Origin of the sequence: Pseudomonas sichuanensis (assembly GCF_003231305.1) — a bacterium.
GTDB classification, from domain to species: Bacteria; Pseudomonadota; Gammaproteobacteria; order Pseudomonadales; family Pseudomonadaceae; genus Aquipseudomonas; species Aquipseudomonas sichuanensis.
In genome coordinates, this window is sequence record NZ_QKVM01000018.1 from 1 (window position 1) to 12,202 (window position 12,202).

The window sequence follows — 12,202 nt, forward strand, 5'->3', positions numbered from 1 at the left end:
GAGGCCGCGCGGGCCCGGAAGGCACCGGAGCGAGGGGACCCCGGAGCGCAGCGCAGGGGCCGTATGATGGGAGCGGGCGGCTTTGGTTACTTTGGCCAAGACCAAAGTAACCCGCCGTAAGGGCGGAAAGGTGACTACGCGTCGACATCACAAATGAATGCGCATACATCTATCAAAACAAACACTCCGAATGCCAAAGCCAAAAACTCACCCAGCCAAACCCCGCCCCTTATGCGCCAGCACCGTATAAATACAAGGCAACACAAACAACGTAAACAACGTCCCAATCGACATCCCCGTAGCAATCACCAACCCGATATCGAACCGACTGACCGCCCCAGCCCCGGTCGCCAGAATCAACGGCACCATCCCAAACACCATGGCCGCCGTGGTCATCAGCACCGGCCGCAGACGAATCGCCGCCGCCTCCTCGATCGCCTCACGCACCCCCAGGCCCTTTTCCTCACGCAACTGATTGGCAAACTCGACGATCAGAATGCCGTGCTTGGTAATCAGCCCGATCAAGGTCACCAGCCCCACCTGGGTGTAGATGTTCATGCTCGACACCCCAAGGAACAGCGGCAACAACGCTCCACAGATCGACAACGGCACCGTCACCAAAATCACCAACGGATCACGGAAACTCTCGAACTGCGCCGCCAGCACCAGGAAGATTATCGCCAGGGCCAGGCCAAAGGTCATCCACAGCGCGCTGCCTTCCTGCACGAACTGCCGCGCCGTACCGGCATAGTCGATCGAGAAGCCTTCAGGCGCTTCCTCGCGGGCGATGGCCCGCACGGTGTCCAGCGCCTCGCCCATGCTCACCATCGGCACCCCCTGGATGATCGCCGAATTGAGCTGCTGGAACTGGTTGAGCTGACGCGGCCGGGCGCGGTCGCTGAGGGTGATCAGCGTCGATAGCGGCAACAACTGGCCATGGTCGTTCTTCACGTAGTAGTTGTTCAGCCAGCCGGGGTTGGCACGGTAGGGCCGCTCCACCTGGGCGATCACCTTGTAGCTGCGGCCTTCGAGGGTGAAGCGGTTGATCTCCGCCTCGCCGAGCAGGGTGGCAAGCGTGCCGCCCAGGGCGTCCATCGACACGCCCATCTGCGCCGCCTTGGCACGGTCGATGTCGATCAGCACTTCAGGCTTGTCGAAGGCCAGGTCGATATCGAGGAACGCGAACTTGCCCGAGGCCTCGGCGCGGGCCTTGATGCGCTGGGCCACATCCAGCAAGGCAGGGTAGTCACCGGCGGTGTTGATCACGAACTGGAACGGCAACCCTTCACCGGTGCCGGGCAGCGAGGGCAGGTTGAAGCCGAAGATCTGCAGGCCGCCGATCTGTGAAAGCTCGGCCTGCACCAGCGGCAGCAACGCCATCTGCGTGCGTTTGCGTTCGCTCCACGGCTTGAGCAGGAAGCCGCCAATGCCGGTTTGCACACCATTGAAACCGTTGATCTGGAACGACGAGTAATACTCGGGGAAGGTCCTGAACAACGGCGTGAACTTATCGGTGTAGGCATTGAGGTAGTCGAGGTTGGCGGTCTGCGGCGAGCTGCTCATCATGAAGATCACCCCCTGGTCCTCGTCCGGCGCCAGTTCGTTGCGGGTGAACATCAGCAGCACCGGGATCAGGCACAGGATCAGCACGGCGAACACCAGCACCACCGGGCGGCTGTCGAGGGTGCCGTGCAACAGACGCTGGTAACGCAGCTTGAGGCTCTCGAAGATCAGGTCCAGGCGATGGGCCAGGCCACTGGGATTCTGCTCGTGGCGCAACAGCAGGGCGCACATCATCGGCGACAGGGTCAGGGCGACGATGCCGGAAATGATCACCGCACCCGCCAGCGTCAGGGCGAACTCCTTGAACAAGGCACCGGTCAACCCGGTGAGAAAACCGATAGGCGCATACACGGCCGCCAAGGTGATGGTCATCGACACCACCGGCAAGGCGATCTCCCGCGCGCCTTCCAGCGCCGCCTCGAACGGGGTCTTGCCTTCTTCGATATGGCGATGGATGTTCTCCACCACCACGATGGCATCGTCCACCACCAGTCCGATGGCCAGGACCATGGCCAGCAATGTCAGCAGGTTCAGCGAGTAGCCCATCATCTGCATGAAGAACAGCACGCCGATCATCGACAGCGGGATGGTCACCACCGGGATCACCACCGAGCGCAGGGCGCCGAGGAACAGGAACACCACGACAATGACGATCAACACCGCCTCGCCCAGGGTCTTGATCACTTCATTGATCGAGGCCTGGATGAACAGCGTGGCGTCGTAGGCGATCGACACCTTCAGGCTCGACGGCAGTTCTTCCTCCAGTTGCGGCATGAGCTTGCGCACTTCCTTGATCACGTCCAGCGGGTTGGCCGCCGGGGTGGCCTTGATGCCGATGTACACCGACGGCGTGCCATCGAACGAACTGACCGTGTCGTAGTTCTCGGCGCCCATCTCGATGCGCGCCACATCGCCCAGCAGCACCCGGCTGTCGCCGGCGGTCTTGACCGGCAGGGCGGCGAAGGCATCGGCGGTCTTGAGCTCGGTGCTGGCGTTGATGCTGGTCACCACGTACTCGCCCTTCACCTCCCCGGCGGCGGCGAGGAAGTTGTAACGGCGCACCGCGCTGGTCACGTCCACCGCCGACAGGCCGAAGCCGGCCAGCTTCACCGGGTCGATCCAGATGCGCATGGCGAACACCTGGTTGCCGAGGATCTGCGCTTCGGCCATGCCGGGCAAGGTAGCCAGCTTGGGCTGGATCACCCGCGACAGGTAGTCGGTGATCTGCGGGTTGCTCATCTGGGTGCTGTAGAAACTGATGTACATCAGCGCCGAGGCGTCGGCGGCTTCCTTGCTCAGCACCGGGTCTTCCGAGTCCTGCGGCAGCTTGTTGCGCACCTCGTTGGCCTTGGCCAGCAGTTGGGTGAACAGGCGGTCGGTGTCGGCGCCGATGCGTGCGTAGACCGAGATCACCGAAAAGTTCTGCCGGCTCACCGAGGTCATGTAGTCGATGCCATCGGCGCTGGCCAGGCTCTGTTGCAGCGGTTGGGTGATATAGCCCTGGATGGTCTCGGCGTTGGCCCCGGGGTAGGCGGTGGTCACCGTGATCAGGGCGTTTTCCATGGCCGGGTACTGGCGGATCTGCAGTTTGTTCCAGGCTTGCAGGCCCAGCAGCAGGATCAGCAGGCTGACCACGCTGGCCAACACCGGGCGACGGATGAACGGGTCGGTGAATGCCATGGCCGCCTCCCGTTCAGTCCGCGCCAGGCGCGGCAGGTTTCAGGGCCTGGTCGTCGCTGATACGGACTGCCGCGCCGGGGCTCAGCTTGAGCTGGCCGGCGGTCACCACCTGGTCGCCGGCCTGCAGGCCCTTGCTCACCACCACCCAGCCATCGCGCCGTTCGCCGGTCTGCACCGTGCGCTGTTCGGCAATCAACTGCGGTTGGCCGTCGGCACCGGGCACAGGCTGACCCTCCTCGGTCTTCTTCGGGCTGATGACATAGACCGAATTGCCATACAGCGTGAAGGTGATGGCGTTTTCCGGCACCACCACCTGCGGTTGCGGGTTGGGCAGCAGCAGCTGCAGGCTGGCGAACATGCCCGGCAGCAGCTTGCCGTCGGGGTTGGCCAGGGTGGCGCGGGCCAGCAGGTTGCGCGTGCTTTCCTCGACCTTCGGGTTGATCGCACTGAGGCTGGCGGGGAACGTCTGGCCCGGGTAGGCAGCCACCTGCACCAGCACCTGCTGGCCCAGGCTCAGGTGCGGCAGGGCCTGTTCGGGCACGTTGAAGTCGACGTAGAGGCTGGAAAGGTCCTGCAGGGTGGCGATCACCGTGCCACTGGCGAGGTAGGCGCCGACATCCACTTGGCGAATGCCGATGGTGCCGCTGAACGGCGCGCTGATGCTTTTTTTCGCCAGCGATGCCTTGAGTTGATCGACCACTGCCTGGTTGCGCCGGTACTGGGTGGTCAGGCGGTCGTATTCACCGCGGGAGATGGCCGAGTCGCCGACCAGCTGGCTGCCGCGGCCGAAGTCGACCTTGGCCAGGTTGAGGTCGGCCTGGGCGGTGCCGAGCAGCGCGGTTTCCTGGTCGTGGTCCAGTTGCAGCAGCAGTTGCCCGGCCTTGACCTGCTGGCCCGACTCGAAGTGCAGCGACTTGACCGTGCCGGCTACCTCCAGGCTCAGTTCCACGCCCTGGTAGGCCTTGAGGCTGCCGACCGCCGGCAGGCGCTGCTGCCACTGGCGCAGTTCGGCCTGGGCCGCGGCAACGCTGACCGGCGGCTTGGGTTGGCTGAACATCTGCACCTGCTTGTAGATGGAGAAGGCCTTGATGCCCCCCAGGATCAGCACGATCAGCAAGACAACGGCCAACATGATCAGCATGCGGCGGCGCAACATGGTCCGGTTCCCTGGATGCGAGGTTGTTATGGATTACGCGCGACCACGGGCGATCCTGCCCACGTGCGATGGGGCAAGTATTGTCGGTTTTTCGGAAAAGGGGAGGATTAGGCCGGTGTCGGACCTGTAGGAGCGGCCTTGTGTCGCGAAAGGGCTGCGAGCAGCCCCGACGATTGATGCATCAACTCTGAAGCCCTGGGGCCGCGCTGCGGCCCTTTCGCGACACAAGGCCGCTCCTACACGGATAGCAATGGCTGAAGCTTCAGGCCAGGTGCAGGTGATTGTCCCAGAACGCGGACGGCAGGTTCATCGGTTGCCCGACCAGCTCGGCCTTGCGGCAGTCGTAGTAGCGGCAACGCCCCTGCCCGGAGGTGACGACGAAACCATCCTGCACCGCACCCACCCCGGCACAATCGGGCATCGGCGCATCGAGTTTCACCGCGCCGCTGTCCAGGTCCCAGATGAACAACCGGTTGGCCCGTGGCGCGGTCAGCGCCACCAGGCGAAGGTCGCTGTGGATGGCGACGCTGGCGGTGTACTGGGCCATCGACTGCAGCTGCCGCTCGGGCACCGGGAAGGCCTTGAACGGCTCGCCGGGGCGTTTGATCGCCAGCAGCTCGGCAGTCTCCTCCGAGCCGCCCATGAACTGCTGGCAGGCCGCGATGGTGCCGTCGTCGCCCACCGCCAGGTGGCGCACGCTGTTCATCTGCTGGGCCAGGGTCTCCTTGCTCAGCAGGGTGCCGTCGCGCTGCATCAGCACCAGGCTCGGCTGCATGGCGTCGAGGTTCATCTCTACCCGGCTTTCGGCCTCGGTGCGGATGCCGCCGTTGGCCACCACCAGCGTCTCGCCGTCGGGCAGCCAGGCCACTTCGTGGGGGCCGATGCCGTGGGTCGAGAGCTCGCCGGTGTGCACCAGGCGTTCACCTTCGAAGCGGTACACACCGAGCACGCCACGGCCTGGATCGGTGGTGTCGTTCTCGGTGGTGTACAGCCATTCGCCGCCCTTGTGGATCACCGCATGGCCGTAGAAGTGGCGCTGCGGCTGCGAGCTGACGGTTTGCAGCAGGCGCCCGTCGCGCAGGTCGATCAGGTAGCTTTCGGTGCCGGGCCGGCGGGCGACGAACAGGGCGATGGGCCGTTCGGGGTGGTTGATGATCGCGTGGCAACGCTGGGCCACCTGGGTGCTGAACACCTGGGTGCCGTCCAGGCGAAAGCCGACGGCGTAGTGCTTGCCGTCGCCATCGTCGCGCGCCGAGAGCAGCAAGGGCTCGCTGCCTTTGTTGCGCAGCAGGCTCAAGCCGCCCAGGGTCAGGGCGCTGAGCAGTACGCTACCGAGTTTGATCGCCTGGCGTCGCAGCATGATCAGTCACCGTCGTTGGCGTTGAAGCCCAGCTGAATGTTAAGCGCCTTGGCCAGTTCGCCTTCATGCAGGCGATGGAGGGTGTTCAGGCTGTCGTAGATCTGGTTCAGCGCTTGCTGCCCGGCGTCGTCGGCCAGCAGCTCGCCGAGGGTCTTCTGGTTGTCGGCCAGCAGCTTGAGGGTGGCTGCGTAGGCGTCGTCGATCTTCTGTGCCAGCGCCGCCTGGTCTTTGCCCAGCAGGCCGCGCAGGCCTTGGTTGTCGACCCCGACCCAGACGGTCTGGGCGGCCTTGAGCGACGCTTCCAGGCTCTTGAGCGAAGAATGGCTGCGCCAGGCTTCGGCCTGCAGCGGTTGCGGGATGCCCTTGCTCTGGCGGCCCATTGGCGCACCGAGTTTCTTCTTCAGGGTGTCCAGGCCGGTGACCTGGGCGCGCAGCAGGTCGGCGATCGCTTCGTGGGAGTCGGCATAGCGCTGGTTGGGGAACTTGGTCATCTGCGACAGCATGCCGTCGGTGCTGTTCCAGGTCTTGAGGATGTCCTCGGCCAGGACCTTCTGGTGTTCGCCGATCGCCACCAGCAGTGGGCAGTAACGCGCCTTCTGTTCGGCCGTGGCCATGTCCGGCTTGCTGTCGAACAGGATGTACTCGTAGGCGGACAGGCCGCGCACCACGACGCTGGCCTTGCCCAGTGCCTCGGCATCGACCGGCTTGTCGCCATTGACCAGTTGCTCGACCTGGCGGCCCACCAGGTTTTTCTTGTCTGGCCAGAACTGCACCTGCCAGGCGCGGTTGCCTTCGGCCAGCGGGCCGACCAGCAGCGGTTGCAGTTCGGCCCAGGCTTTCTGCGCGTTGAGGAAGTCGGCGCGGGCGCTGTCCAGCGAGGTCTTGCCTTCGCAGTAGGCCAGGGCGCTGGCGGCCAGAACGCGGTCGGCCTCGACCCAGCGGCTGTAGGTCGGCAGGATCACTTGCTTGGCGATGGCGGCGGAGGTCACGGCTTGCGGGTCCTGCGGCGAGCAGGCGCCGAGGGCGAGTGCGGCGAGGCTGGTGAACAACAGTTTGGGTCGGAACATGCCCGGCTCCTTAGCGCGTTTTAAAGTGAATTCAGGAAGGCCAGCAGCGCGGCGCGCTGCTCGGCGTTGAAGGTCAGTACCTGGTCGCGCGCCGCCTGGGCCTCGCCGCCGTGCCAGAGCACGGCTTCGAGCAGGTCGCGGGCACGGCCATCGTGGAGGAAGCGGGCGTCGCTGCTGACGGTCTGGCTCAGGCCGATACCCCACAGTGGCGGGGTGCGCCAGTCCTGGCCGTTGGCGGCGAACTCGGTGCGCTCGTCGCTCAGGCCCGGGCCCATGTCGTGCAGCAGCAGGTCGCTGTAAGGGCGTATCACCTGGTTGGCCAGTTCGGGCTCGGCGGCATCGGCGGCGGTGGTGAACTGCGGGGTGTGGCAGCTTTGGCAACCGGCCTGGTAGAACAGGTTCTTGCCGGCCAGTACCTGGGGGGCCGCGACGTCGCGGCGGGCCGGCACGCCCAGGTTGCGGGTGTAGAAGGTGACCAGGCGCAGGAGGTTGTCGCTGACCTCTTTTTCGCCATCGGCACCATCGCCATTGGGCGCGGCCAGGCAGTCGAGCTGGGCCGGGGTGCAGTCGTCCTTGGGCAGCAGCGTGCTGGTCAGGCCCATGTCACCGGCGAAGGCATGCACGTTCTGCTGGTTGACGTTGGGTTGCCCGGCCTTCCAGCCGAAGCGGCCGACCACCGTCTTGCCCTGGGCGTCGTCCCAGACCCGGTTGGCACGGCCGCGGATGCCGTCGCGGTTGCGGTCATCCGGGTCTTCGTTGGCCAGGATGTCGGCTTCGGCGATGGCTTCGAGCAGGCCGAGGCCGATCATCGGTGGGGCGATGCGCGCCGAGAAGCGGGTATCGGGATGCATCGGGCCGTAGCCGAGCTGGGTGATCTGCAGGGTCGGGCGGCGCAACTCGACCTGGTGGCCGTCCTTGAAGGTGACGGTCTGGCTGTCGTAGCTCACCCGTACCTTGCCCTCCGGCGCCACGCCGGGCACGGCCATGTCCTGAAGCTGAGTGCCATACACAGGCTCAGGCACCACGCCCAGGCGTTCGATGACATGGGCGTAGTAGGGCTGATCGGGGATCGACAGGCGTACCAGCATCGACACCGCGTTGCTGTCGCCGGGTTCCGGCGGGTGGCCGCGGCCGTCACGCACGTGGCAGTTCTGGCAGGCGTTGGTGTTGAACAGTGGGCCCAGGCCATCACGGGCGGTGGTGGTGGACGGGGCGATTACCCAGGGGCTGCGAAAGAAGCTGTTGCCCACGGCGAAGTCCAGGCGTCGCTCGGGGCTGAGGTTGGCCGAGGGCAGGGAGAAGGCGTTGCGGTCACTGCGCTGCACCGTTGCCTGGCCGCCGGAGAGGGCTTCACCGGGCTCGGCCTGGGTGAAACGCGGGGCGTCGTCACAGGCGGCAAGGGCGAGGGCCAGCAGCAGGGGGCTTAGGCGGAGCAAGGACATCGACAATCCTGGGCGTGGGCGAAAAACCGGCGTGCAAGCTTATCAGGCCGGCTGTTTTTGAATAAGAGCAATTTGCAATTACACGGATGAAAAGAATGTGAAAACTCATCGTTTTCATTACTTTTCTGGCCTTATCGCGGGGCAAGCCCGCTCCCACGCACCCCGCTTGCGTGGGAGCGGGCTTGCCCCGCGATAAGGCCCGCAAACAAAAAAGGCGACCCGAAGGCCGCCTCTTTGCATGAACCGTCAACGCGTCGATCAGAACTCGTGATCAGCGGTGTCCGGGTTCAGGTTGTCGATGCCCAGCTTGCCTGCGGCCTGCTCGATCGCGCCGGTCTGCTTGACCAGCGAGGCGATGGCGTCACGCACGATCTGGTTGCCGGCAGCGTTGTCGGCAGCGATCAACTGGTCGTAGTGCTCGCCTTTGAGCGCGTGGTCGACGATCACCTGCAGCTTGGCTTCGGTGGCTTCCAGGTCGGCCTTGAGGGTGGCGTCGGCGGCCGGGTCGGCCTTGGCCACCAGCGACGACAGGCTCGGGCCGCTCAGCTTGGTGCCGTCGGTGCGGGTGTACTCGCCCAGGTAGACGTTGCGGATGCCCTTGGCGTCATAGAAGTGCGAGTAGTGGGTGTTGTCGCTGAAGCAGTCCTGCTCGTCTTCCGGCGAGTTGGCTTCCAGCGAGACCTTCATGCGCTCGCCGGCCAGTTCGCCCAGCGACAGGCTGCCCATGCCGAACAGCATCTTGCGCAGGCCGTCGTTGACAGGTTCCGCCTCCAGGGTGGCGCGGTAGTTGTCGGCAACGTTGGGTGCCCAGTTGCCGACCATCTCTTCGAGGTCCTTGACCAGCAGCTGGGTGACCGATTTCAGGTAGGCACGGCGGCGATCGTTGTGGCCGCCGGTGGCGCCTTTGCCTTCCAGGTAGTCCGACGCCGGGCGGTTGCCCGCGCCAGGGCCGGTACCGTTGAGGTCCTGGCCCCAGAGCAGGAATTCGATGGCGTGGTAGCCAGTGGCGACGTTGGCTTCGGAACCGCCCAGCTCGTTCAGGCTGGCCAGTTTCTCGGGGGTGATGTCCTTGACGTCGACCTTGTCTTCGCCAACCTGGATTTCGGTGTTGGCGATGATGTTGGCGCTGGCGGCCGGGTTGCCCAGGGCGTGCTCGTAGCTCTTGTCGACGTAGTCGATCAGGCCTTCGTCCAGGGGCCAGGCGTTCACCTGGCCTTCCCAGTCGTCGATGATGGTGTTGCCGAAGCGGAACGCCTCGCTCTGCAGGTACGGTACGCGGGCGGCGGCCCAGGCTTCTTTCGCGGCCTTCAGGGTCTGGTCGTTGGGGCTGGCGAGGAACGCGTCCACTGCGGTTTGCAGCTGCTTGGCGGTGCTCAGCGAGTCGCTGTACACGGCGTAGACCATCTCGGTGTAATGCTTGACCACGGCCTTGCCGGCGGCTTCGTCGACAGCGCCCGGTGCGGCGGCGGCGGTGCTGGCGGCGGCAGGTGCCTGGGCTTGCGGCGCGGCGGCCTTGTCGTTCTTGCCTTCACCGCAACCGGCGAGGGCGATGGCGATGGCGAGCAGACTGGCGGAGGCCAGAGGCATACGAATCATTATTGGTTTCCTGCGTCGTGTGGTTGGACCGTGCGGCGTGGCACGCGAAACCGCAAGATCATGCGAAAGATTTGCATTTGCTGTAAAGGGGCGGGCGCGCATTTCATGCAAACGCCCGTTTGCGGTGCATCGGCAAGTGTGGCGAGGGTTACAGCACCGAGACCTGGTTGCGTTGTGCCTGCTTGAGGAACGCGGTGAGCTCGCGCGACGACAGCGGCTTGCTGTAGTGGTAGCCCTGACCTTCGTGGCAGCCCTGGGCGATGATGTAGCTCTCCTGCTCGGCGGTTTCCACGCCTTCGGCGATGACCTGCATCCCCAGGCTCTTGCCCAGCTGGATGATGGCCCGGACGATGGTGGCGTCGTCGTCGTCGTCGAGCAGGTCCTGGACGAAGCTCTTGTCGATCTTGATCTTGTCCAGCGGCAGCGACTTCAGGTAGCTGAGCGAGGAATAGCCGGTGCCGAAGTCGTCGATGGCAATCAGCGCGCCTGAGCGGCGCAGGCTCAGCAGGTGCTGGGCGGCGGTGCTGATGTCTTCCATCAGGCCGGTCTCGGTGACTTCCAGCTCCAGGCTGCGCGGCGGCAGGCGGTAGGCCTGCAGCAGGTTGTTGACCACCCGCGGCAGCTCGTTATGGTGCAACTGCACGGTGGACAGGTTGACCGCCATGCGCAGTTCGCTGAAGCCCAGGTCGTGCCACTCGCGCAACTGGCGGCAGGCCTGGTCGAGTACCCATTCGCCAATGCTGATGATGTTGCCGTTCTGTTCGGCCAGCGGGATGAATTGGTCCGGCGGCACCATGCCCAGCTCCGGGTGCTGCCAGCGCAGCAGTGCCTCGACGCCGACCACGCGGTGATCGCGGTAGCTGATCTGCGGTTGGTAGACCAGGTACAACTGGTTGCGCGGCAGGGCTTCGCGCAGGTCTTTTTCCAGTTCGCGGCGCCGGCGCATCTCGCTGTCGACGCTGGCGATGTAGAACTGGTAGCGGTTGCGCGAGCGGGCCTTGGCCAGGGTCATGGTCTGTTCGGCTTTTTGCAGCAGCTTCTCGGTGCTGTCGCCGTCCTCGGGGAACAGGGTGATGCCGATGGTGGCGCGCAGGCGGATCTGCTGGTGATCGAGGTCGAATGGCGCTTCGAGGTCGTCGAGGATGCTCTGGGCCAGCTCGGCGGCTTCATAGGGTTGTTCGATGTTGGCCTGGACCAGGGCGAACTGGTCGCCCCCCAGGCGGGCCAGGGCGCCAAGGCGGCCGCTGTGGGCGCGCAGGCGGTCGGCCAGGGCCAGCAGCAGCTGGTCGCCAACCTGGTAGCTGAACTGCTCGTTGATGCCCTTGAAGTCGTCCAGGCCCACGCACAGCACGGCCACGCGCCGTTGCAGGCGGCCGCCGTCGTCGAGGATTTTGTCCAGCTGCTGCTGCAACTGCTGGCGGTTGGGCAGGCCGGTGAGGAAGTCGTACTGGGCCATGCGTTGCAGGCTGTTCTCGGCTTCGTGGCGCAGGTGGGTGTTGCGCTCGATGGACGCCAGCAACTGGTTGGCGGTGTTGACCCAGATGCCCAGTTCGTTCTTCTCGTGGCCCTTGAGCAACGGAATCTGGTGCTGGCTGGGGCGGTCGGGGTTGATCTGGGTGAGGTGCTCGATGATCTTCGACAGCGGCTTGGTCAGCAGCCAGTGGTACACCAGGTACAGCACCAGGCCCATGGCCAGGGCGCGCAATACCCCGGAAATGAAGATGATCACGGCGTTGATCAAAAAGCCTTCGCCGTAGCTGGAGGTGTCGAGGGTGATGCTCAGGTCGCCGTAGTATTCGCTATACGGGCCGCGGCCGACCAGTTGCGTGGTATAGGTGCGTTCCTGGCCAAGGATCGGGTCGGTCAGCCAGCGCATGGACATGTCCTGCAGCGGCCTGGATTTTTCCGCGAGCATGGTTTCGTTGGGGTGGCCGATGGAGGCCATGCGCACCGATTCGTCCTGGAACAGGCCTTCCATCACCTGCATGCCCATTTCCCGGTCGAGGCTGTACACCGCCTGGGTGGAAGGGTCGCGGAACATGTCGAGAATGCGCTGGGCGTCGCTGTTCACGGCCTGGCGGGTCTTGTAGACGTCATAGACGATCTGCGCGCAGCTGAGCACGACACCGACCGCCAACGCCGAGAGCAGCACCACCCTGAGCAACTTCACCGACAAGCTGTTGCGAAATTCCAGCTTCAAAGGGGTTTCCTTAATCCATGCGCATGCCATTATTTTGCCATCAATCCTGGCAACAAGACTATCGACCGATTGCCCGCCCATCGACGGAATTGCCCTTGGCTCTATATCGGTTGAACGGCCATGCGACTTGAGTGCGCT

At 64.7% G+C, this 12,202-nt stretch carries 7 protein-coding genes; all 7 read right to left on the minus strand.

The genetic code is table 11. The features are described from left to right. Positions 1 to 207: 207 nt before the first annotated feature. Complete coding sequence (locus DM373_RS11595) at positions 208 to 3,243, minus strand: multidrug efflux RND transporter permease subunit (RefSeq protein ID WP_110993713.1); 3,036 nt, start codon at positions 3,241 to 3,243, stop codon at positions 208 to 210. Between the two features lie 13 nt (positions 3,244 to 3,256). Continuing rightward, positions 3,257 to 4,399: an efflux RND transporter periplasmic adaptor subunit gene (locus DM373_RS11600; protein WP_110993714.1), complete on the minus strand. Its 1,143-nt coding sequence runs from the start codon at positions 4,397 to 4,399 to the stop codon at positions 3,257 to 3,259. A 262-nt stretch (positions 4,400 to 4,661) separates the two neighbouring features. Beyond that, entirely contained in the window at positions 4,662 to 5,759 is a 1,098-nt protein-coding gene (locus tag DM373_RS11605; RefSeq protein ID WP_110993715.1) for a DUF1513 domain-containing protein, read from the minus strand. A 2-nt stretch (positions 5,760 to 5,761) separates the two neighbouring features. Next, on the minus strand, positions 5,762 to 6,826 hold the full coding sequence (locus tag DM373_RS11610) for an imelysin family protein (protein ID WP_110993716.1): 1,065 nt from the start codon (positions 6,824 to 6,826) through the stop codon (positions 5,762 to 5,764). A gap of 20 nt (positions 6,827 to 6,846) precedes the next feature. After that, entirely contained in the window at positions 6,847 to 8,274 is a 1,428-nt protein-coding gene (locus DM373_RS11615; protein WP_110993717.1) for a di-heme oxidoreductase family protein, read from the minus strand. Between the two features lie 252 nt (positions 8,275 to 8,526). Then, the gene (locus tag DM373_RS11620) at positions 8,527 to 9,864 is read right to left on the minus strand and encodes an imelysin family protein (protein WP_110993718.1); all 1,338 of its coding nucleotides are present in this window, start codon (positions 9,862 to 9,864) and stop codon (positions 8,527 to 8,529) included. A 148-nt stretch (positions 9,865 to 10,012) separates the two neighbouring features. After that, the gene (locus DM373_RS11625; protein ID WP_110993719.1) at positions 10,013 to 12,064 is read right to left on the minus strand and encodes a putative bifunctional diguanylate cyclase/phosphodiesterase; all 2,052 of its coding nucleotides are present in this window, start codon (positions 12,062 to 12,064) and stop codon (positions 10,013 to 10,015) included. Positions 12,065 to 12,202 lie beyond the last annotated feature (138 nt).

Bases quoted from the DNA above. Each gene is read 5' to 3' on its own strand.
- DM373_RS11620 (WP_110993718.1), bottom strand. From the start codon at position 9,864: ATGATTCGTATGCCTCTGGCCTCCGCCAGTCTGCTCGCCATCGCCATC.
- DM373_RS11600 (WP_110993714.1), bottom strand. From the start codon at position 4,399: ATGTTGCGCCGCCGCATGCTGATCATGTTGGCCGTTGTCTTGCTGATC.
- DM373_RS11610 (WP_110993716.1), bottom strand. From the start codon at position 6,826: ATGTTCCGACCCAAACTGTTGTTCACCAGCCTCGCCGCACTCGCCCTC.
- DM373_RS11595 (WP_110993713.1), bottom strand. From the start codon at position 3,243: ATGGCATTCACCGACCCGTTCATCCGTCGCCCGGTGTTGGCCAGCGTG.
- DM373_RS11605 (WP_110993715.1), bottom strand. From the start codon at position 5,759: ATGCTGCGACGCCAGGCGATCAAACTCGGTAGCGTACTGCTCAGCGCC.